Source organism: Sideroxydans sp. CL21, assembly GCF_902459525.1.
Lineage (GTDB): Bacteria > Pseudomonadota > Gammaproteobacteria > Burkholderiales > Gallionellaceae > Sideroxyarcus.
Genome location: NZ_LR699166.1, coordinates 1,655,646 through 1,677,069 on the forward strand (window position 1 = coordinate 1,655,646; position 21,424 = coordinate 1,677,069).

Annotated in this window: 19 protein-coding genes; 17 read left to right on the top strand and 2 right to left on the bottom strand. The window is 48.3% G+C overall.

Annotation, left to right across the window (positions count from 1 at the left end):
- Window positions 1-7 precede the first annotated feature (7 nt).
- Together QOY30_RS07695 and QOY30_RS07700 are read right to left on the bottom strand one after the other, a co-directional pair.
- Window positions 8-976 carry an HDOD domain-containing protein gene (locus tag QOY30_RS07695; protein WP_283744045.1) on the bottom strand — a complete coding sequence of 323 codons (969 nt, stop codon included), beginning with the start codon at window positions 974-976 and terminating at the stop codon, window positions 8-10.
- A gap of 4 nt (window positions 977-980) precedes the next feature.
- The gene (locus QOY30_RS07700; RefSeq protein ID WP_283744046.1) at window positions 981-2,174 is read right to left on the bottom strand and encodes a pyridoxal phosphate-dependent aminotransferase; all 1,194 of its coding nucleotides are present in this window, start codon (window positions 2,172-2,174) and stop codon (window positions 981-983) included.
- Between the two features lie 211 nt (window positions 2,175-2,385).
- Between QOY30_RS07700 and QOY30_RS07705 the strand changes: the two genes are divergently transcribed.
- The 17 genes from QOY30_RS07705 to QOY30_RS07785 all read left to right on the top strand — a co-directional run bounded on the left by QOY30_RS07705 (window position 2,386) and on the right by QOY30_RS07785 (window position 21,144).
- Entirely contained in the window at window positions 2,386-3,060 is a 675-nt protein-coding gene (locus tag QOY30_RS07705) for a DUF2461 domain-containing protein (protein WP_283744047.1), read from the top strand.
- Window positions 3,061-3,176: 116 nt separating this feature from the next.
- Entirely contained in the window at window positions 3,177-4,064 is an 888-nt protein-coding gene (locus tag QOY30_RS07710) for an ROK family protein (protein ID WP_283744048.1), read from the top strand.
- A gap of 362 nt (window positions 4,065-4,426) precedes the next feature.
- On the top strand, window positions 4,427-5,026 hold the full coding sequence (locus QOY30_RS07715; RefSeq protein WP_283744049.1) for a cytochrome b: 600 nt from the start codon (window positions 4,427-4,429) through the stop codon (window positions 5,024-5,026).
- Between the two features lie 361 nt (window positions 5,027-5,387).
- Window positions 5,388-6,212 (top strand): ExeA family protein, encoded by an 825-nt coding sequence (locus QOY30_RS07720; RefSeq protein ID WP_283744050.1) that lies wholly within the window; start codon window positions 5,388-5,390, stop codon window positions 6,210-6,212.
- A 759-nt stretch (window positions 6,213-6,971) separates the two neighbouring features.
- Window positions 6,972-7,727: a LuxR C-terminal-related transcriptional regulator gene (locus QOY30_RS07725; protein ID WP_283744051.1), complete on the top strand. Its 756-nt coding sequence runs from the start codon at window positions 6,972-6,974 to the stop codon at window positions 7,725-7,727.
- A gap of 554 nt (window positions 7,728-8,281) precedes the next feature.
- Entirely contained in the window at window positions 8,282-8,905 is a 624-nt protein-coding gene (locus QOY30_RS07730; protein WP_283744052.1) for an FxDxF family PEP-CTERM protein, read from the top strand.
- A 341-nt stretch (window positions 8,906-9,246) separates the two neighbouring features.
- Window positions 9,247-10,626: an undecaprenyl-phosphate glucose phosphotransferase gene (locus QOY30_RS07735; RefSeq protein WP_283744053.1), complete on the top strand. Its 1,380-nt coding sequence runs from the start codon at window positions 9,247-9,249 to the stop codon at window positions 10,624-10,626.
- A 227-nt stretch (window positions 10,627-10,853) separates the two neighbouring features.
- Entirely contained in the window at window positions 10,854-11,768 is a 915-nt protein-coding gene (locus tag QOY30_RS07740) for an EpsD family peptidyl-prolyl cis-trans isomerase (protein ID WP_283744054.1), read from the top strand.
- Between the two features lie 19 nt (window positions 11,769-11,787).
- The gene (xrtB, locus tag QOY30_RS07745; protein ID WP_283744055.1) at window positions 11,788-12,669 is read left to right on the top strand and encodes an exosortase B; all 882 of its coding nucleotides are present in this window, start codon (window positions 11,788-11,790) and stop codon (window positions 12,667-12,669) included.
- On the top strand, window positions 12,666-13,352 hold the full coding sequence (epsI, locus tag QOY30_RS07750; protein WP_283744056.1) for an exosortase-associated protein EpsI, B-type: 687 nt from the start codon (window positions 12,666-12,668) through the stop codon (window positions 13,350-13,352). Before xrtB ends, epsI begins: the two co-directional genes overlap by 4 nt.
- An 80-nt stretch (window positions 13,353-13,432) precedes the next feature.
- The gene (locus tag QOY30_RS07755; RefSeq protein ID WP_283744057.1) at window positions 13,433-14,014 is read left to right on the top strand and encodes a polysaccharide biosynthesis/export family protein; all 582 of its coding nucleotides are present in this window, start codon (window positions 13,433-13,435) and stop codon (window positions 14,012-14,014) included.
- 38 nt (window positions 14,015-14,052) lie between these two features.
- The gene (locus QOY30_RS07760; protein WP_283744058.1) at window positions 14,053-15,198 is read left to right on the top strand and encodes a hypothetical protein; all 1,146 of its coding nucleotides are present in this window, start codon (window positions 14,053-14,055) and stop codon (window positions 15,196-15,198) included.
- 21 nt (window positions 15,199-15,219) lie between these two features.
- Complete coding sequence (locus QOY30_RS07765) at window positions 15,220-16,749, top strand: GumC family protein (protein ID WP_283744059.1); 1,530 nt, start codon at window positions 15,220-15,222, stop codon at window positions 16,747-16,749.
- A gap of 9 nt (window positions 16,750-16,758) precedes the next feature.
- Entirely contained in the window at window positions 16,759-17,535 is a 777-nt protein-coding gene (locus QOY30_RS07770; RefSeq protein WP_283744060.1) for a CpsD/CapB family tyrosine-protein kinase, read from the top strand.
- 46 nt (window positions 17,536-17,581) lie between these two features.
- Window positions 17,582-18,874 carry a glycosyltransferase family 4 protein gene (locus QOY30_RS07775; protein WP_283744061.1) on the top strand — a complete coding sequence of 431 codons (1,293 nt, stop codon included), beginning with the start codon at window positions 17,582-17,584 and terminating at the stop codon, window positions 18,872-18,874.
- A gap of 174 nt (window positions 18,875-19,048) precedes the next feature.
- Window positions 19,049-20,206: a glycosyltransferase family 4 protein gene (locus QOY30_RS07780; RefSeq protein WP_283744062.1), complete on the top strand. Its 1,158-nt coding sequence runs from the start codon at window positions 19,049-19,051 to the stop codon at window positions 20,204-20,206.
- Entirely contained in the window at window positions 20,203-21,144 is a 942-nt protein-coding gene (locus QOY30_RS07785; RefSeq protein ID WP_283744063.1) for an NAD-dependent epimerase/dehydratase family protein, read from the top strand. Before QOY30_RS07780 ends, QOY30_RS07785 begins: the two co-directional genes overlap by 4 nt.
- Window positions 21,145-21,424: the final 280 nt, after the last annotated feature.

A 21,424-nucleotide genomic window follows, 5' to 3' on the forward strand; every position in this document is an offset into this window, starting at 1 on the left:
TACTGATTTACTTGAATAACTTGAAAAGACCGGCCAGCATATTCGATGTGCCGTCCGGATTGTCCTCGGGCATGGCGATGGCTGTTCTTCCGGTGTTGATGGATTCTTGAGCCGCCCTGGGTGAAGCTGGAGCTTGCGACACACTGAAACCCAGCATCTCACGCACTACTGAGATTTGCTCGGCATGGGTGGACAGGAAATTCTGGCACTGGGTGGTGCTATAGCCCAGTCTTTTAGTTGCGTGCACGTTCTCCCATGCGACGAATTTCGCTGTCGTCGGCATCATCAGGTTGGCTACCGCGACCACATCTATGTAATCCGCCAAGCCGTCCGCAGTCGTGCGTTGCAGGTTCTCGTGTTGGGACACGATCTCGACAAGCTCGGACGGAAAGTGCCAGTTTGCCAACAAGCTGGCTCCGACCTCGGTATGAAATTGGCGGACCAATCCCTCCAGTGTCACTTTGTCGAGGCGAGGGTGATGGCGATCTGCATAAATGCAAAGCGGTAATGCCCCGATATCATGCACGAGGCCTGCCAGCATTGCCTGATCCGGCTTGAGATGTTTTTGATGCAATGCCAGAACGTAGCTGTTGGCGGCAACCTCCCGGCTGTGATCCCACAGTCTTTGCAGTTCCTGGCTGATGATCGGGCTACCCGCTTTGAACAGCTTGCCCATGGTGATGAGCATCACCATGTTGCGCAGCATGCGGTAGCCCAAACGAGAGATTGCCGTCCTCAGATCGTTCACCTGCTTACCGTTCGAGAAAGCCGCGCTATTCGCCGTTTTGATTATTTGTGCGGATATGGACGGATCGGTGGTAAGCAGGCGGACGAGATTTTCTGCCGAGACATTGGGGTCGTCGATCGCCTCGCGGATTTTCAACGCCATTTCGGGCAGCGTAGGCAGTTCCAACCGACCTTTTTCCAGGGCAGCGAAAACTTCGGCGGCAACCGCCTCTTGCTGCTTGATTATCATGCGGTCATGACAAGGCTTTAGCCATGCGCTCCAGTGCTTTTTGCAGGTTTTCCATCGAAGTCGCAAAAGACAGGCGGATGTAACCCTCACTGCCGAATGCAGATCCCGGCACTACAGCCACGCCTGCTTCCACCAGCAGATACTCGGAGAAGGCGATGTCGGTCGCTTCCTTGATGGTTCCCTTCTTGTGCAGCGCGGCGATGGCCTTGCGTGCGTCAGGGAAGGCATAGAACGCGCCGCCCGCCATGAGGCAGCTCAATCCCGGAATCTTGTTCAGCGTGTTCACCACGAACACATGGCGCTCGCGGAAAGCCTTGAGCATCGGCGTGATGCAGCCCTGGTCGCCGTTCAGCGCGGCCTCGGCGGCTACTTGCGAAATGGAAGTCGGGTTGGAGGTGCTCTGCGATTGCACGTTTTCCATCGCGGTAATGATGTTTTCCGGGCCGGCCGCATAGCCGATGCGCCATCCGGTCATCGCGTAGGCTTTGGATACGCCGTTCAACACCATGGTGCGCGGATACAGGTCTGGGCAAGCGTCCAGGATGTTGACGAATTTCGCATCGGTCAGCGCGATATGTTCATACATGTCGTCGGTGGCAATCAGGATGTTTGGATGCTTGCGCAGCACTTCACCCAGGGATTTCAGATCTTCCAGTGTGTAGACCGCGCCGGACGGGTTGCTCGGGCTGTTGATCACAACCATTCTGGACTTCGGTGTGATTGCCTTTTCCAGTTGGGCAGGGGTCATTTTGAAGCCCTGCTCGATGCCGGCTTCCACGATCACCGGTTTGCCTTCCGCGATCAGCACGATATCGGGATAGGACACCCAGTACGGCGCGGGAATGATCACCTCATCGCCGGGATTAATGTAGGCGAGTGCGAGATTGAAGAAACTTTGCTTGCCGCCGCAGGAGACCAGAATTTGTTTCGCGGTGTAGTCCAGGCCGTTATCGCGCTTGAACTTGGCGATGATTGCTGCCTTGAGTGACGGTGTGCCGCCGACAGCGGTGTACTTGGTAAAGCCCTTGTTGATCGCGCCTATGGCTGCGTCCTTGATGTGTTGCGGCGTATCGAAATCCGGTTCACCCGCGCCCAGACCGATGATGTCCTTGCCTTCGGCTTTCAGTTTTGCCGCTCGGGCAGTCACGGCAAGAGTGGGAGAGGGCTTGATGGCTTGTACGCGTTTGGAGAGTGACACGGCTTTTTCCTTGAGGTTGGTAAACTGGGGGTGAGAATTATACCTGCGATGCCGTTAACGTGGTTTTCACGTTAATCGCGGGACAAGTGCGGGTAAATCCAAGTGCTTGATTTATTGAATGAGTGATTTGATGAAAACCTTGCGTATCTTCAATTTTCCCAGTCCAAAAGTGTGTTTTGGCAAGACGACATATTGAAATACAATTCAATGCATGTTCACAAAAGCCACTTTCAATTTCCTCGACGAGCTTTCTGTCAATAACAACAGGGCATGGTTCGAGGCCAACAAACCGCGCTATGAAGCACTGGTGCGTGAACCTGCTCTGGATTTTATCGAGGCGATGGACCCGGTGCTGGCAACCTTCGCCCCGAATTTTCGCGCCGAACCGCGCAAGATGGGGGGCTCGCTGATGCGCGTGTTTCGCGATACCCGATTCTCCCGCGACAAGACGCCGTACAAGACCAACATCGGCATCCAGTTCCGTCACGCGCTGGGCAAGGATATCCATGCGCCGGGCTTCTATGTGCATATTGCAACGGACGAATGCTTCTTCGCTGTCGGCTGCTGGCATCCGGAGTCCGATGCGCTGGGAAAAATACGCGATCTCATCGCACAGAAGCCCGAAAAATGGTTTGCTGCAAGGAGCGATAAGAAGTTTGTTGCGCAATGGGAGCTTTGGGGCGACAGCCTGACGCGGCCACCGCGCGGCTACGATGCAAGTCATCCTGCAATAGAGGACCTGAAGCGCAAAGACTTCGTTGCCATCGCCCCTTTGTCCATTCCAGAGACCACCGGACCAGGTCTGGTCAAGCTGGCCGGGAAAAGATTTTCGGCCAGCGTGCCTTTCATGGCGTTTCTCTGTGAGGCGCTGGAAGTTCCATATTGAAACGCCATCTAGTAATAATCGTGCTATCGCCTGCATCGCGCCGTAGTATGTCTAAAGTAGAATTCCGCACGTTGGCATTCCCGTAGAAAACTGAAGAACATGATCGGCAATGCATCATGAGAATGGGCATCGACCTCGGCGGCACCAAGATCGAGATCATCGTGCTCGATGACAGCGGCAAAGAATTGCTGCGCCGCCGTGTGCCCACGCCAAGTGGAAATTACGCCGCGACATTGCAGACCATCGCGGCGCTGGTTCACGACGCCGAAACGGAACTGGGACAGCAGGGCTCGCTCGGCATCGGCACGCCCGGTGCTCTTTCCAAGGCGACTGGCTTCCTCAAGAATTCCAACTCGATGGCACTCAATGGCCAGCCCATCCTGCAAGACCTTGAAGCCTTGCTGCAGCGCAAGGTTGCGATCGCCAACGACGCCAACTGTTTTGCGCTTTCCGAAGCGACTGATGGTGCCGCGGCGGGTTTGGAAGTCGTGTTCGGCGTCATCCTCGGCACCGGTGTCGGTGCGGGTATCGTGGTCAACGGCCATGTCCTCACCGGTCCCAACGGCATCGCGGGCGAGTGGGGTCACAACCCGTTGCCGTGGCCGGAAGCGAACGAACTCCCCGGCCCGCAATGCTATTGCGGCAGGCAGGGCTGCACCGAAACCTTCCTGTCCGGGCCGGGCATGATGCAGCTGCATCGGCGCGAGACAGGCGTGTCGCTAAGTACCGAAGAGATCGTGGCGCGTGCGAAGCAGGGTGATGCCGCCAGCGAACACAGCCTGCAAACCTATGAGAACCGCCTCGCACGATCCCTCGCGCACGTTATCAACATCCTCGATCCGGATGTCATCGTGCTGGGTGGCGGCATGTCCAACATCGAACGGTTGTATACGAATGTACCCAGGATATGGGGCAACTGGGTGTTCTCAGATCGGGTGGATACAAGGCTGGTGAAGAACAGGTTCGGTGATTCAAGCGGGGTGCGTGGGGCGGCGTGGCTTTAAAGTTTCCCGTATATGCGATAGGTTATCTTGCGCAACACTATGATCTGATTTTGCTCAAGCCTTCCTTTGTCATGGATTGAAATACCAGCCTTAAAGCTGAAGGTCACGGCTAATAAAAACAGAATTTCCCAGCCCCCCCATTAGATTCAATTTTTCTGGTGCACCATATCTAGAAAAGGCTGACTTTTTGAGAAATAAGCCTCTTAATTTTCCAAACACGAAAATAAAAACCATATTCCACTACACAAGCAAAGAACATTGAATTGTTCCGATAATGGGATACTGCATGCCATCAGTTATGGTTTATCTGTGAATCTGGAACGCATAACATGACGTCATCTAAACACAACGAGATGATTATCATGGATATCCTGCCACCAAACTTTACTGCAGGCACTTCCGGATCGCATTCTACTCAATCCGCATCGAAACACTATTCCAGGACAGCTATTGGCTTGCACTGGTTGATGGCCATAGCCGTCGTCAGTGTTTTTGCGTTTGGACTGTATATGCATGATCTTCCTCTGTCCCCGTGGAAGTTGCGTGCCTATTCGTGGCATAAATGGGCTGGTGTCACCATTTTCGCGCTTGCCATCATCAGGCTGACTTGGCGCCTCTTTAATCGCCCTCCGAAATTGCCGCGGCATATGGGGCGTGCGGAGCAATTTATCGCTCACAGCGGCCATGCATTGCTCTATGTATTGATGTTTATGATTCCGTTGTCGGGTTGGCTGATGAGTTCCGCCAAAGGTTTTCAGACAGTACTCTTCGGGATATTCCCGATCCCCGATTTGCTATCGAAGAGCAAGGAACTGGGCGATATATTGCAAACCGTGCATTGGGGCTTGAATATTTTTCTGGCTGTTATTGTCGCGGGACACATTGCGGCTGCGCTCAAGCATCATTTCATCAACCGGGACGACGTTCTGACACGGATGCTGCCTTATCGACACAGGTCTTAATTTAAGTCGATCACATTTGTTTTGACTGTGAGTGCGTGTTCTTCCGTTCCCTGAGTATCCACCAAGGTATGGGCGGCGTCATTTGGACAAGCTGGTTATCGAAGTACCTCCATCCTATTCTTCGCAGGAATGTGCCGCGTGATGGTGAATATTTAAACTTTGATCGAAAAGTGCAGTCTTTATACAAAGAGATTAAAACAAGGGCATAATTGTAAAGTCTCTTTTTAAAAAAGATGTTTGCTGGCTGTGAAATTTCGAATTGCCACCATCGAGTGGCTTTTTGATCAGAGGTACTTCCCAAATGGCATTTGTTGCCGGGTAATATTTGACAGCAATTATATTCACAGGATATCGATATAGCATGTACCAAGCGTTCTACGATCTGAAGGAAAATCCCTTCTCAATACAGCCTGATCCGGACTTCCTGTATTTCGGTCGGCGCCATTCTTACGCTTACGCGATGATGGAATTCGGAATCAGGAACAGGGTTGGTTTCATGGTAATCAGCGGCGAAATCGGATGTGGAAAAACAACTTTGGTTCGTCATCTGCTGAATAACCTGGCGCCCGAACATACCGTGGGCTTGGTGTACAACACGCACCGCGAGATCGCCAATTTACTGCAGTGGATCATGCTTTCTTTTGGTCTTACCTATGAAGGTCAGTCTAATGTGGCATTGTTCGACGAATTCCAGCGTTTTTTGATAAAACAATATGCATCTGGCAAAAGTGTTTTGTTGATCATAGATGAAGCGCACAACCTGAATCCGGACGCTCTGGAATCGTTGCGCATGCTCTCAAATATAAATGCCGACAAAAGTCAGCTGCTTCAGATAATGCTGGTAGGCCAGCCTCAATTGAAAGAGATACTATTGAGACCTGAACTTTTGCAATTCTCTCAACGCGTCGAGGTTGATTTTCATATCAAGCCCTTTGAGGCGGTTGATGTGCAGGGTTATATCCAGCACCGTCTGAAAGTAGCAGGCCGGGACACTCCGTTATTTACCGCCGAGGCCTGTGCCAGAATCGCTCAGGCAAGTGAAGGCATACCAAGACGCATCAATATTCTTTGCAATACAGCGCTGGTTTATGGTTTTGCAGCTGAATCCAAGCTGATTGATTTGGCTTTGGTTGAAGAAATGCTGAGTGACAAAGCAGAGTTTGGGGCGTTGACTAACTCAGACTAGAGGTTGTTTTATTGCAAGTTGAACTACGCACTTTCACTCATCGAGAGAGTGGGAGACTGCCGCTAACCTGTGCAACACCGGCAGGGTTCCTGTACTCATCCATGTCCCTCCGGACTAACCAGCGACTTGGCTGGCTAACCTAATCGAATAGCTGATAGTTCCTTCAGGCAGGATTGGGAGGTGGTGATTAATGTCGTCAATTATGTAAACCTTGAAAAAGTCATAGGCCAAGGCTAGGCCAAAGGGCCTAGATACTTTTTCCACTTTCCATATAACAGTCAGAAAGCTAGTATTGCCCCGTTTTTTAATATGGCTAATTGGGGTTGCAACACACAGAATTTCGGGCCAAGAAGTTGACTGAAAGTGCTGATACCATCGTTACTATTTAGGGGGTGTCGAGTATTGGTCAATGCAGTGTCTGCAATTTGTCAAACAATTCCTCACCGACAGTAATCAATCTGAAAAACTTCCATGGTATCAAGGTGTATGGCGCATTCTGATTGATGGCATGGTCATTGCTAATAATTGGGTGACACGGCTTGCCGGAATGGAAGTCGCGCAAAAAATAAAAAACAAGTTCGCCACAAGGTATCCGTCAATTCGGTTCCATTGGGGGATGGACAAAGTATCGGGATGAGAGAAATAGATGGCAGGTAGTTATAGAAACTATATTGCCAGGTTTGCATCATTAAACAACCGTGGTGAAGTTTAGGTATCCAGAAAACTTCTTTGAAACGTAGCGGATAGGATGGGGAAATAATGAAACTCCTTTGTGATGCAAACCTTTGCAAGGTTGGTAATTTGTTGGTCGCCAGTGCGTGCAAAATCAACTCGACTCGCCACAGTGAGGCGCTGTCTGAAATTGCCAGACTGTTTCATGTGAACAATTTTAATTCCCTCAAGGATGAGCTTGTCCAACTTGAACCGGAAATACTCCTGCTTGACTACGATTTGCCCGGCTTGAATGGAGCGCGCCGAGTTTCCGAGTTGAGGAGATTATGTCCCAACACAAATATCGTTGTGTTCCACGACTCTGCTTCGGATGAAGATGAATGGGCCTTGTTTAAGGCAGGCGTGCGCGGATTCTGTCCTGCCAATATTGAGCCATCTTCCCTCAAGATGGTGGTTAAAGCTGTCAGCAATGGCGAGTTGTGGATACGGAGAAAATTTCTAAGTCGCTTATTGGATCAAATCGAAGAGCGGCAAGGCAGGGATCAAACAAAAAATATTGAGCCTCGCGCCGATATTTATGGTTCGCTTGATCAGCTGACTGATCGCGAATATGAAATCGCAGTCAGAATAGGAAGCGGTGAAAGTAACAAACAGATCGCCCATTCTCTGGAAATTACTGAGCGTACCGTGAAAGCCCACTTGACGAATATTTTTGAAAAACTGGGAGTCACTGACAGGCTCAACGTGGCATTGATTGTGTCGGCGGAAAAGCGCCAGGAACAGAGTGGGTCAAAGGTGAATAAAAGATCCAGCACTGTCCACTTGGCAATGCTTCAATCCTGAAGTCAGAAGTGTTTTAGCCGACCTTATTAACCTTGTGGCAGGTTCATCCCTGGATCATCCGACTCCAATCGCAAACCCACCTCGGATAACGAACCAATTCCGCTAGGCTTGAATCGTTTTCAAGGTTGGCACTCAGATGAAGCGGCGGCAACTTCTCCAGTAGACTTCTTGTCGCACTGCTCGCAATGGGCGGTGAAATTCACTGGAATTGCAGACTGTTTTGTTCTGTCAGTTCACACGAAAAATTCATTCCCTGAGACCAAAGTACAATAGATTTTTCTGCGTACAAAGATACACTGCATCGACTGCAATTTTTTCTTAGAAACTGGGAAGGTGAAATCTGCAGTTCAGGTGTTCTGGGATATTAAATTTTTGTTAAATATCACGTTTCTAGTACCAAAGTACAGTAGAAATAGTTTCCCAAGTTGATATTCTTTGCATGACCGTAATTAATGTTTTTTGGTCTTGTCGAGGTAAGCAAGGTAAGTGAAATATCTCGATTCGAGTTGTGTTTTTTTTAATCATTTTGTTCATTTTTCTTGAGGGGAATTACGATGAGATCATCTTCAATTTTAGCAATGACGGCAGCATTAGGGCTGTGTTTATCCGCAGGGGTGGCTAGCGCTAATCCTGTTTATCAAGCTCCTACAAGCAATACGACTATAGCTTCTGGTGCTTGGGTTGCGACGGGAAATCCAGTCTCGTGGGGCGTAAGTATTGGTAATGGCGGGCCAGGAAGCTCATTTGTTGATCAATTCACATTTACGAATCCCATGGCTTTGCCTTGGTTGAACGGAGCCCCGGGTGGCCAATCCAATTCAATCGGCACTAATGGTACTGGTAACCTGACATTCTCATCCATTGCATTGTTTGATACGTCTACTGGTAATACATGGGTTCAATCAAACTCTTCAGTTGGTATTATTGCAGCTGGCCTAGGCGTTCCTGCCAGTCTTGTTGGCCAGTCGTTTGCAAGCATTTTTAATTTTGTATTGAATGCCACTGATACCTATGCACTTCAAATATCAGGTACAGTAAGCCCAAGTTCTGGCGCAGCTTCATATGGTGGTAGTATCAACATCAGTGCAGTTCCTGAGCCCAAAACATATGCCATGTTGCTGGCTGGTCTTGGGCTGCTGGCTTTTACAGCACGTCGCCGCAGGACTAGCTTCTTCTAAAAAAGTTGCTTCCTGGACAAAAACCCCGCTCGAGTGGCGGGGTTTTTGTTTGACGAGTGTTGGCATGCAAATCTGGGGGTTTCATTCATTGAGATAACTGAGATTCTCAGGCATACAGATTTTAGGCATTGCGCATGACGGGACATATCCACAAGTGTTCTATTCATTCTCACTACTGTAATGAGAATTTAACCTGATTAAAGTTCATGGATTCCATTGTGTATCGTCGCTTTTGATTCAGCAGCGCGCCGAGTAGTATTCGCAAAGTTCATTATGCTCAGATCATGCTATTCTCTCGGCGGCTGTGACGATCTCGCAATGTTGTAAGGACTCGAATATCAATGTTCATCAATGACATCCCTGTAGTTGCCTTTTTCAAGTACTTGCTTGATCCATTCATGATTTGGGGTTCGTTAGTCCTGCTTACTTTGCTGTATGACGAAACGTTCACTGGCTACTATCTGGTGCTGATGATCATCGCTTTTTTCATCTCGACCTACATATTCGAACAAACCAATCTATATCGCAAATGGCACAATGGAAAGCTACTGGCATATGTGCGCGATACCTTCGTTGGTTGGGGTGCTGTAGTCGCCATTCTGTTTTTTTTGGGCTATGCCACCAAACTGTCCTATCGCTATTCTGATGAGGTCATTCTGACCTGGATGGTCGTTACGCCGTTCGCGCTGATTGCAAGCCATTTTGTCGTACATAAAATCATTACCGACTTGCGCAAGAAGGGCATGGTGCGCTCCGGGGTAATCGTAGGAGCCAACCATGTTGGCATGCAGCTGCAAGAACGCATTGCCGAGTACCCTTACCTGTTGATTGATTTGCGCGGTTACTTTGATGACCGCGATGCATCCCGGATTCAGGGGGCTAAATTGCCAGTGTTGGGCGCAGTGTCGGAGGTGGGCAATTATGTCCGCAAAAATAATATCCAAATGATCTTTGTCAGTTTGCCCATGGCAACCCAGCCCCGCATTAACAAGTTGCTGGATGACCTGCATGACACCACTGCCTCTATCTACTTCCTGCCCGATGTTTACATCTTTGACATGATGCAGGCACGCTTTGACAATGTTGGTGGAGTGCCCGTGGTTGCTATATGCGAGTCGCCGCTCTCCGGTGTGGATACAGTTGTAAAAAATTTCAGCGATATCCTCCTTGCCTCGCTGATACTGATCCTTATTTCGCCTATTTTGCTGTCAATAATTTTAGCTATAAAGCTGACCTCGCCGGGGCCTGCCATCTTCAGGCAACGTCGCTACGGCCTTAACGGAGAGCCATTTATTGTTTACAAATTTCGCTCCATGACGGTGTGCGAAGACGGATCGAACATCGTCCAAGCACAGAAGAATGATCAACGGACAACCAGGGTCGGTGCATTTCTGCGACGCACGTCTTTGGATGAATTGCCGCAATTCATTAATGTGCTGCAAGGACGCATGAGCATAGTGGGCCCCCGGCCGCATGCTGTAGCACACAACGAAATGTATCGCAAGCTAATCAAGGGTTACATGTTGCGGCATAAAGTCAAACCTGGAATTACCGGCTGGGCACAGGTTAATGGTTGCCGTGGAGAAACCCAGGAGCTGGACAAGATGAAAGCACGTATCGAATTTGATTTGGATTATCTGCAAAACTGGTCTATTTGGCTGGACTTGTGGATTATCATGCGTACGGTGTGGGTAGTGTTGCGCAAAGATAATGCCTACTAAAGTACAATTATTTGAGGTATGGAAAAAGTATTAAAAGGTAAACGCAGATTAAATCTTGATACGTCATTCCGGCGAAGGCCGGAATCCAGTGTTTCAATCAACTGGACACCGGCTTCCGCCGGTGTGGCGTCCTGATCGGCGCCCCCCTTAATTTTTGTTGCACAGGGTTCTTTATTGTCAGCTCCGTGTAATTTGACCGTGTATCAAGAATGTGAAAGGAGAATGCTTTGTTTAAGTTAGACGTATCTTCATCTTCAAAGGCCGGAAATGCAGTGTCGGGTAAATGGCTGCTCTGCGGGGCCTTGTTACTGGTTGCCGGTATGGGGCTAAGTGCTTGTAGCAAGGAAAAAGGAGGAGGGCAGTCGCTCGCCCGAGTCAACGGTGAAGATATCACCATGCTGCAAGTAAATGACGAATTGGCCCATGCCAATGTTCCGGCAAACCAACAGCAAGATGCCAGCAAGAAAATTCTGGAGTCGCTGATTGACCGCCAGGTAATTATAGACGAAGCAATGCGCGAGAAGATTGATCGTTCTCCCAGCGTGCTGCAGGCAATCGAGCGATCCAAGGCAAATATTATCCAACAGGCATATTTGGAAAAAGTAGTGTCCAAAGTAGAGAAACCCACTACGGCGGAGATGAGCGACTATTTTCATAAACATCCCGAGATATTCGGTAACGGCAAGTTATATCACATGAATTCCTTGCTTATCGCTGGCAAGGATATGGACGACAAGCTTAAAGCGGAGATTACGTCCGCCAAATCACTGGAGGAAATCGCAACCTGGATGATCAGCCATAACGTGCATTTTGCGCGTGGCGTAGCATCGCGCACCACCATGAACATGCCTCCGGAGATGGCAGCCAAGCTGATGTCCATGCACGCGGGTCAGATGTTCGTTGTTAACGAGGGAGGCAATAGCATGATCGTCTCCATTGTTGACATCAAGGATAACCCGATCGCATTTGAAGATGCAGCGCCTGCGATCGAGCAATATTTTAAAGTCAAAAATACTCAGGAAGTGGTGGACACCGAAGTAAAACATTTGCGTTCCTTGGCCAAGATTGAGTACCTGAACGCATCCGCCCCTGTTGCCGCACAGCCAGCCCCCGCAACGTCAGCGAAACCGGCAGGCAACTGATCGGATATTGTTGCTTTCCATGAACTCCTTTTCAGGCAGACTTCCTGGTTTGAAGGCCACCATGCCGGAATGGTGGCCTATCCTGCTGGGCCTTCTGGCGATGTACGTTCCAACATACTATGGTCTGTTCAATGGCCTGTGGGGCATGGAAGAGCAAGCTCAGGGACCGATAGTTTTTGCACTTTCACTATGGCTGCTATATCGAATTTGGCCACGCATGATGGAAAAGAGCGCGGGCAAGTCTGGTTCATCTACAGGATGGGTGGTCTTTACCATAGCCTTGATATTTTATGTTGTAGGCCGTGCGTTAGATATTTATATATTCGAAGTCGGTTCTTTCATCTGGACGATTGCCGCAATTCTTTTAATCAAACGTGGCAGTAGGGCGCTTGCGACCGCGTGGTTCCCGCTGTTCTTCATGCTGTTCATGATTCCCTTGCCTGGCACATTTGTCATTTTAGTGACCATGCCAATGAAAATAGCCGTCTCATATGTAACAGAACACATTCTATACTGGGCCGGCTATCCTATAGCCCGCAGCGGTGTCATCCTGCAGATTGGCCAGTATCAATTACTTGTTGCAACTGCCTGCGCCGGGCTACAAACACTTTTGACTCTTGAAGCGCTGGGATTGTTCTATCTGAATGTTGTACAACACACCTCGGTTTTCAGGAATGCGATATTAGCCATTTTAATTATTCCAATATCATTCATATCCAATGTGATACGAGTCATGAGCCTTACGCTTATCACTTATTATTATGGCGATGAGGCTGGGCAAGGGTTCTTGCATGAGTTTGCCGGGATGGTGCTATTTATGAGTGCACTTTTACTCATTGTGAGTATTGATGCGCTGCTTCAATATATTGTCAAGTTACGGGCATTAAAAGCGTCCCAATGAAGAAACCTGTAACCGTCAGCCTTGTCATGGGCATTTTCATGTTGCTGGCCAGTGTTCTCGCCATGCTGGCCACACCTACCGTCATTGATTCTGACAAGACAGAAAAACTCAATTTGGAAGCCATCATTCCAAAAGAATTTAATGGATGGAAAATGGACTTGGCCTATGTTGAGCCTATGGTCAGCCCGGACGTTAAAGGTCAGATCGACAATATTTATAACCAGACACTTTCCCGCACTTATATCAACAGCCAAGGCGAGCGTGTTATGCTTGCTATCGCTTACGGCAGGGACCAGAGGGTAGATTTGCAGGTACACAGACCTGAGATTTGTTATGCGGCAGGCGGTTTTGATATCAAAAAAATGACCAAGATATTTTTGGATACAACTGTTGGGAAAATACCGGCAATGCGCCTGGTTGCGAAACAAGGCAATCGCAATGAACCGATAACTTACTGGATCAAGATAGGAAATTCATTGACACGCGGTTGGTTTGAAGAAAAATGGGCAACATTCAGATACGAGCTAACCGGACAAATACCGGATGGCCTTCTGTTTAGAGTCTCCACCATATCCAACGATGAACAGGCTTCCTATCAGATTCAGCAAACATTTCTGACGGACCTGTTGAGGTCGATGCGAAGCGGAGATCGACAATGGCTGGTTGGTCAGGCTGGTCTGTAATGAGCCGATCCTGAAAAAATCAAAAATACAGCGCACAGTTAGCAGATTTAATATTGCAGAAAGAAGCTTAACTAATGAAAATGATGAAACTATTAGTTGCATTCACATTGTTGCTGGCATACCTCAATGCGGATATGGCCGTTGCGGCAGACAAGATCGTTGCAACAGACAAACCTGTGGTTTACCAGCTTCATCAAGGCGATAAAGTATTGGTTTCCGTGTGGGGCGAGGATACGTTGAAGCAAGAGGTGGTTGTCCTGCCCGACAGCAGCATCACGCTTCCACTGGCCGGACGCGTAGAGGTGGGTGGACTTAGCACACCGGAAGTCGAACAACACATTGCCGAAAAACTGAAAAAATACTTGAAGGATCCTGTCGTCACGGTAGTCATAGAAGGTCTTGAAGGAAATCGCGCCTATGTAACGGGCAAGGTATTGAAGCCGGGGCCTTTAATTATTTCCGGTCCCATTACTGTGTTGCAGGCCATCAGTATCGCAAACGGCGTTGACAAGTTTGCCAATGAAAGTGAAATCAAGGTCATTCGTACAAAACCTGATGGCCAGCAGGAAGTTTTGCCCGTGCATTACAGCGACATCGTGTCGGGCAAGAATATGTCAACCAATATCCAGCTCAAGGCGGGCGATACCATCGTGGTGCCATAAAATTGTCCGAAAAATTTTGTTATCGATGGGTGGGTTGGGTGAACATGCAATGGCTTGTCAGAATGTCAGCTCTGTTGGCCGGTCTTACAGTGTTTGCCAGTGAAGGTTGGGCTGACACCTTGCAACAAAATTTTTCGGGCCACGCATCGGAAGAATATGTGACCAACCCTTTGCTAAATCCTGCACTTCAGGGCCTTAGTGCATGGCGCTCGACGGTCAATCCAAATTACATGCTGACTAATGTGTCTGGCGCGGACCAGCTGAAAGCAGGTATTGACTTGCTGTTAATTCATTCTTCAAACACTAGCATCATCGCTGACGGTGGCTTTCCGACGGCAACATTGGGTTGGAACCGTCAGGGCGACAAGAGCAAGTTTGACGTTACAACCTCGTACAATGTTGCCTCGACGATGACGGCAATGCCTAGCACCACAGGCTTGGTATCTGCGAACTCCACAAGCACTACACGCAACTTGTCTGCTGTTTGGAACAGAGAGCTAAGCGAACGCACCACGCTCACGCTGAATGGTGCATATACCTATACGAATTTTAGCGGCGGCGGAAACAATATCGGTCTGACCGACTTCGTTGTGCAAACCAGCGGGGTAAAGATAAATTATGTCCTGAATGAGCACAGTGCTACATTCTTGAATTTTTCGTACGTTGATTATGTCCCCACCGGCGGCGGACCAAACAGCCGAATCTACAACTCATTGTTAGGTTTGATCTGGAGTGCTTCTGAACGCCTGGATTGGACCTTACAGGCAGGCCCATCCCGGCTTGAGAATTCCAGTAGCGTTGCTGGCAATACAACTACTGCAACCACAAGTTTGCAGGGCGGGATGACAATGAATTACAAGGGGCAACTGTCAAACCTGGTCTTAAACGCAAATCGCCAGTCCACACCCAGCGGGCTGGGTAGCATCATACTTACTGAGCAGGTAAGTGGGAGCTTAAGCTACGACTTGAGTGAGCGTAGCAAAACCGGTTTAGACCTCGGGTGGTCGAAGTATGATGAGCTAACAGTCAGTTTTTTCCGAACAGCAAGTGTTTGGCTGCATCATGATTTGAGTACCTCTTGGGGCTTGAAGGCATACATTAATCACAATACCAGCGTGTGGGGCGGACTTAATCCCGCCAAGTCAAACATGATTGGTCTCTCGATCGCCTACACCAACTTCTGAACCGGGAATCACCGCATACCTATGGCCATTGAATATGAACTGAAACTCTCTGATTACCTGTCCGTCATGCGCAGGCATCCGGCTTACCTGATCGGTATCTTTGTTGCTGTGTTGCTGGTTTCTCTCATAACCGCTGTCACAATTCCAAGGACTTACCAATCTACCGGCACCATCATGATACAGGGACAGAATGTGCCTGAGAGTGTGGTTCCTACGCAAGTCCAGGTTAATGTTGACGAAAGAATCAATAACATCAAGCAACGGGTACTGACTCGCGAAAGCCTGTTGAATATTGCCAATAAATACAATATTTTCAGTGGAAAAGATCGTTTCTTGTCGAGCACGGAATTGCTTCAAAGGATGCGCGACAAAGTCAGTGTTGATCTGATTAGTGTGGATACCGTGCAAGGCTTCAGTTCGGGCAAAGCTACAATTGCTTTCAACCTGTCGTTTCAGGACAAAAGTCCAAAAATTGCTTTTGAGGTTGCAAATGATCTTGTGGCGCTCTTCCTGAACTGGAACGTGACATTGCAAACCGAGACTGCCACGGATACCACGATTTTCCTGACCCAGGTGGCGGACAAGCAAAAACAGGAGGTTGAACGCCTGAATGGATTGATTTCCGCATACAAGCAACAGCATGCAAATGCATTGCCAGAAATGGCAAGTATGCATATGGCTACATTACAGACTGATGAGATCAATCTGAATATGCTCGAACAGAAGTACGAGGCGCTGGAAGCTCAGTTAACAGGAAAAAGTGACGATTCATCATCACCTACCACTCCCCCAACATCATTATCGGCACTTAAGGCCAAGCTCGCTAGCCTTTCATCCATATACAATGATTCGCACCCAGAAATTGTAGCGCTCAAATCCAAAATCGCAGCGTTGGAGAATGAAAATGACACTCCAAATGTAACACCCGAAAAAAAGGAACAGGCCAGTCAATCACCAAAAGCAAATTCGGCTACAGGCAGGTTAGAGCAGCTAGCGCGGCAAAGGCAAATTCTTCAGGACAGAATCACCCAAAATAAAGCGGCAATATTTCAGGCTCCCGAGGTTGCACAAGGGTTGGGTGTTCTCACCAGTGAACGCGACAGCGAACAGAAAAGGTACGAAGAAGTTCTGAACAAACTGCAGAGTGCGCAGATGGCGGAAAAACTGAAAAGTGAGAACAAATCAGAGCGCTTCGTCCTGCTGGAACCTCCGGTCATGCCCGATAAACCTTTTAAGCCTAAACCAGCAAAGATAATGGTCATGGGGTTTTTCCTGGCAATTGCATCCTCCGGAGGAATGCTGATGCTCCTGATGTCGCTGGATCAAAAAATACGTAGTGCCGATGCGCTTGAGCATGTGTTGGGTATGCGTCCGTTGGCCGTCATTCCCTACCTTGTGCTTCCGGAAGAAGAAGTTGACAGAAAACGCAAAATCAAGATTGCCGCGATTGCTGCCGGCCTGGGATTGATTTTAATCGCGTTGTTACTACATTTTTTCTACATGCCATTGAACGAGCTGTTTATGAAAGTCCTGGCGCAATTGCTGGCATAGGAGATAAATATGGAACGCATCAAACAGGCTGTAAAAAAGGCAAGAAGCCAGAGACCTCGAGAAGCGGGTCGGCTGAGCGCAATGCCCCTGCCTGAAACCGACTTGCATGCAAAGCTTGAATACAGCCAGACTCGCGTAGTTGAACTGCAAGCACATCAACTGGCAAACAACCGCATATTTGCCATCAACAGAAATGATCCAACGAGCGTGAACTTCGACTTGTTGCGCACACAGATTCTGCAAAAAATGGATGAAAACAACTGGCGCACCATCGCCATTACTTCTCCCACACCCGCAGTAGGAAAAACCGTGATCGCCATCAACCTGGCGATCAGCATTGTCCAGCAAACCAACAGAACAGCCATGCTGGTTGACTTTGACCTGCGGCAACCGAGGATCGGCAACTATCTTGGCATCCCCATGGAGAAGTCCCTGAACGATCTGCTGGAAGGGGACGCAGAACTCTCGGAAATGCTCGTCAACCCAGGCATACCAAGGCTGGTGATACTACCGACTAAAAATTCGGTGAGTAACCCATCCGAAACTCTCTCATCATTAAAAATATCCAATTTGGTCACCGAGATTCGTGATCGCTATGAATCGCGAGTGATCATATTCGACTTGCCATCGCTGTTGCATAGCGATGATGCGATAGCCATCTGCCCCAAAATTGATTGCATCCTGATGGTAGTAGCCAGTGGCATGTCATCCAAGCGTGAAATCGAAGACAGCCTTCGTCACCTGTCAAAGGCAAATCTCATCGGGACAGTATTTAATAAGGCATAAGTTAATAAACTGTCTATCAAGTAAAAAATGGAGTACTCAAAAAGTAATGTTCCGTCCCCGAGTATTGATCATTGCCGAGTCTGCAAACCCTGATTGGGTAAGCGTCCCGTTGGTGGGTTGGTCTTTGGCCAATGCGCTTAGAGATGTAGCGGACGTTCATATTGTGACTCATATCCGCAATCGGCAAGCGATTCTAAATGCCGGTCTGGTTGAAGGCGAAGATTTTACGGCGATTGATTCGGAGAAAGTTGCCAGACCATTATGGAAGCTTTCTAATATGCTTCGTGGCGGTGCCGGAAAAGGATGGACCACGGGTACGGCTATTAGCATCATTTCTTACTACTATTTTGAGGCATTGGTTTGGAAAAAATTTGGCGTAGCTATTCGTTCCGGCAAGTTTGATATCGTTCACCGTATTACGCCTCTCAGCCCGACAATTCCGAGTCTCATCGCCAAAAAGTGCCGTCGAGCGAATGTTCCTTTTATCCTTGGACCACTCAATGGGGGTGTGCCTTGGCCCAAAGGCTTTGACTCCGCACGCCGCCAGGAAAAAGAATGGTTATCCTATATTCGAAATGCATATAAGCTTTTTCCAGGATATCGCAGCACCTTGAAATCGGCCTCAGCGCTTTTGATTGGGTCCAAAGATACGCTGAATCAAGTACCGGCCAAGTATCATGACAAATGCATCTATTTGCCGGAAAACGCAATCGACCCGGCGAAATTTTCCCGCATATCCTGTCCTGAAAACACATCTGTATTACACGCTTGCTTTGTCGGCAGATTGGTTCCCTACAAAGGACCGGACATGCTGCTGGAGGCTGCAACTCCTCTGCTTTTGGAGGGGCGATTGCACTTGGATATTCTTGGGGATGGACCATTGTTGCAAACTTTGCAAGATATGGTTAGCAAAAAAGGATTGGAATCGGCAGTTACCCTGCATGGGTGGGTCGCGCATTCTTCGATTCAGGAAATCATGTGCCGTTCGCATGTTTTTGCTTTTCCGAGTATTCGTGAGTTCGGCGGCGGTGTCGTACTTGAGGCCATGGCCTTGGGACTCGTTCCAATAATTGTTGACTACGCTGGTCCGGGCGAACTGGTTAATGAAGATACGGGATTCAAGCTGCCTATGGCGAGACGCGAAATGATTATTTCATCTTTAAGCGACAAATTGAAAATGACAGCCGATGACCGGCAATGCCTTGAACCGATGAAGCTTGCAGCCAGAAACCGCGTGCACAATTTTTTCACTTGGGCGGCCAAGGCCAGACAAACAAGGGAAGTTTATGACTGGGTTTTGGAACCTAAAGTTGGCAAACCTGAATTTTTTAAGGAATAAACTTGGCCAACCATCAGAAAATCATACGAATGTGCTGACCAAGTGTTCAGTCGCCGGCAAGCTTGTCGCCTCGCAAGATTATCTTCGGTAAGCGTCCAACCATCCAATCCATGAAGCTTAACGTGTTGTGCTGGCGCACAAAAAACAGTGGCAAGCTGATAAGGTAATCTCGCGATGCTGATCAATACTATATATGCAACACATCTTTACAAAAGCGGTGTTTGCTATGCATGCCAATCAATTCTCGAATCGATGCAATCTGCAGACACTGATGTGAGATTATTTTGTGTTTCCGCCAATAAAGATGTGCGTCTCAGTTCATTTCATCGTCTTTCGTTGCCGCTTTGGGCGAAGCCCCTAGGATATAAACTGATTTCAGACGATTTATGGGAGAAGTATACAGAGTGGCGCTATCGACACTCGTTTAAGGGGCAGCAAATTGCGTATTTGTGGCCCGGCACTTCAATTGATACATACAGATTTGCCAAATCAAAAGGCCATATCTTGTTAACAGAAAATATCAATACTCATCAGGCCACCAGCAAGAAAATTCTGGACGCTGAATATAGCAGGCTAGGTTTAAAGCCTGCCCACGGAATTGATGAGGAAAGAATTTGCGATGAAAATGCCAAGCTGGAATTGGTCGATTATGTATTTAGTCCAAGCGAGGAAGTGAGCAAATCACTTCTTAATGCAAATATCCCACATGAAAAAATTATAAGGACCAGTTACGGGCTTGATTCGACACATATTATGTTACCTGAGCAAATTGAAATGCGAGCCAAAAAAAAGGAGTTAACAGCCATTTTTGTTGGAAGAATAGGTATCCGCAAGGGAGTACATCTCTTGCTTGAATATTGGGTCAAATCCGGAATTAAAGGGAAGTTGAAACTGGTCGGCAATATTGAACACAGCGCAAAGCCATTGGTTGAGCCTTATTTGTCGCGTCATGATATTGAGCACATCCCTTTCACCAAAGATCTCGAGTCATTGTATCTGGATGCGGATATTTTTATTTTTCCAAGTCTGGAAGAGGGAAGCCCTTTAGTCACTTACCTCGCTTTGGGTGCCGGCCTGCCCTCTATAGTAAGCCCGATGGGAGGGGGCGGCATCGTCAATGACGGATGCGAGGGACTAATTATTGATTCCCATGATACAGACGGTTGGATTGATGCGATACGCAAGTTATTTTCTGATGCTGAATTGCGGATGCAATTCTCCAGAAATGCATCCAACAGGGCGAGAGAGTATTTGTGGAGCAATGTAGGCCGGCAACGCAGAGAGTTATTGCTGGCTGCTCTGGATTCTAGAGTCGGTGGCGATCAACTATGAAAATACTTGTATTAGGCGGCAACGGATTTATCGGCTCTCATGTGGTGGATGAACTTCTTGATGCGGGTCACGAAGTCCGGGTATTCGGACGAAGATATGAGATATGGCGAAAACCATTGCCTTCGGTAAATTATTTTTTGGGTGATTTTTCAAATGTACCCATGCTCGCTGAGGCATTGCAGGGGGTTGATGTCGTAATTCACCTGATCAGTACGACCGTCCCAAGCACCTCAAACCTCGACCCTATCAGTGACATTCAAGGCAACCTCGAAAGTAGTGTGCGTCTTTTCCAGGTGATGGTATCGGTAAACGTGAAGCGGATTATTTATCTTTCCTCGGGGGGTACTGTGTATGGCATACCTTCCACGGCTACAGTGCAGGAGGATCATCCCCTTAATCCGATATGTTCATACGGCGTTGTTAAAGTAGCAGTTGAAAAATACCTCGGTATGTTTGAACAACTTTATGGCTTTAAACCCCTGATCCTAAGAGCGTCGAATCCCTTTGGCCCACGCCAGGGGCACGATGGCGTCCAAGGAGTTGCATCCACCTTTATGCAGAAAATGTTGTCCAACGGGAAAGTCACTATTTGGGGAGACGGGTCTGCAAAACGTGATTATCTTTATGTTTCCGATCTGGCCAGAATCTGTCGCATGGCCGCCGAATCTGAGCTGACCGGCATATTCAATGCGGGGTCGGGCACAGGACTAACATTGATTGAGCTTGCACACATGATTGAAAAAGCAAGCGGAATGAAACTGAACATAGAATATAAAGCAGGGCGGTCATTTGATGTTCGCGAAATTGTGCTAAACATCGAAAAGGCCAAGTCCCAATTAAATTGGGTACCTGAAATTGCCATTCAGGATGGATTGTCGCTTCTGTTCAATTGGATGCAAATGAAACAGGATAGTGTTGCTGGGCGAAATGATATGTAACTAAGATAGTACCGATTAGGTCATGTTCAATAAACCCAGATAGTCCATTAGGCCGTCATACCGTCGAAAGCCGGTATCCAGCTATGAAAATAGGCCGCGCGTGCGTGTGTTGTTGGGGCTTCAGCCCCTTACAACTACGGCCTACCTCTTGCGGGTGCGCGGACAAAACCGTGATGTTGTCCCACTTGCGTGGGAAAAGTATTAATCATCTGGATTCCGGCCTTCGCCGGATAACCAGCGACTTGCCCGCCTGCGGGCTTAGTCGAATGGCTAGTAGTTC

Bases quoted from the DNA above. Each gene is read 5' to 3' on its own strand.
- QOY30_RS07695 (WP_283744045.1), bottom strand. From the start codon at position 976: ATGATAATCAAGCAGCAAGAGGCGGTTGCCGCCGAAGTTTTCGCTGCC.
- QOY30_RS07705 (WP_283744047.1), top strand. From the start codon at position 2,386: ATGTTCACAAAAGCCACTTTCAATTTCCTCGACGAGCTTTCTGTCAAT.
- QOY30_RS07710 (WP_283744048.1), top strand. From the start codon at position 3,177: ATGAGAATGGGCATCGACCTCGGCGGCACCAAGATCGAGATCATCGTG.
- QOY30_RS07715 (WP_283744049.1), top strand. From the start codon at position 4,427: ATGGATATCCTGCCACCAAACTTTACTGCAGGCACTTCCGGATCGCAT.
- QOY30_RS07720 (WP_283744050.1), top strand. From the start codon at position 5,388: ATGTACCAAGCGTTCTACGATCTGAAGGAAAATCCCTTCTCAATACAG.
- QOY30_RS07725 (WP_283744051.1), top strand. From the start codon at position 6,972: ATGAAACTCCTTTGTGATGCAAACCTTTGCAAGGTTGGTAATTTGTTG.
- QOY30_RS07730 (WP_283744052.1), top strand. From the start codon at position 8,282: ATGAGATCATCTTCAATTTTAGCAATGACGGCAGCATTAGGGCTGTGT.
- QOY30_RS07735 (WP_283744053.1), top strand. From the start codon at position 9,247: ATGTTCATCAATGACATCCCTGTAGTTGCCTTTTTCAAGTACTTGCTT.
- xrtB (WP_283744055.1), top strand. From the start codon at position 11,788: ATGAACTCCTTTTCAGGCAGACTTCCTGGTTTGAAGGCCACCATGCCG.
- epsI (WP_283744056.1), top strand. From the start codon at position 12,666: ATGAAGAAACCTGTAACCGTCAGCCTTGTCATGGGCATTTTCATGTTG.
- QOY30_RS07755 (WP_283744057.1), top strand. From the start codon at position 13,433: ATGATGAAACTATTAGTTGCATTCACATTGTTGCTGGCATACCTCAAT.
- QOY30_RS07765 (WP_283744059.1), top strand. From the start codon at position 15,220: ATGGCCATTGAATATGAACTGAAACTCTCTGATTACCTGTCCGTCATG.
- QOY30_RS07770 (WP_283744060.1), top strand. From the start codon at position 16,759: ATGGAACGCATCAAACAGGCTGTAAAAAAGGCAAGAAGCCAGAGACCT.
- QOY30_RS07775 (WP_283744061.1), top strand. From the start codon at position 17,582: ATGTTCCGTCCCCGAGTATTGATCATTGCCGAGTCTGCAAACCCTGAT.
- QOY30_RS07780 (WP_283744062.1), top strand. From the start codon at position 19,049: ATGCTGATCAATACTATATATGCAACACATCTTTACAAAAGCGGTGTT.
- QOY30_RS07785 (WP_283744063.1), top strand. From the start codon at position 20,203: ATGAAAATACTTGTATTAGGCGGCAACGGATTTATCGGCTCTCATGTG.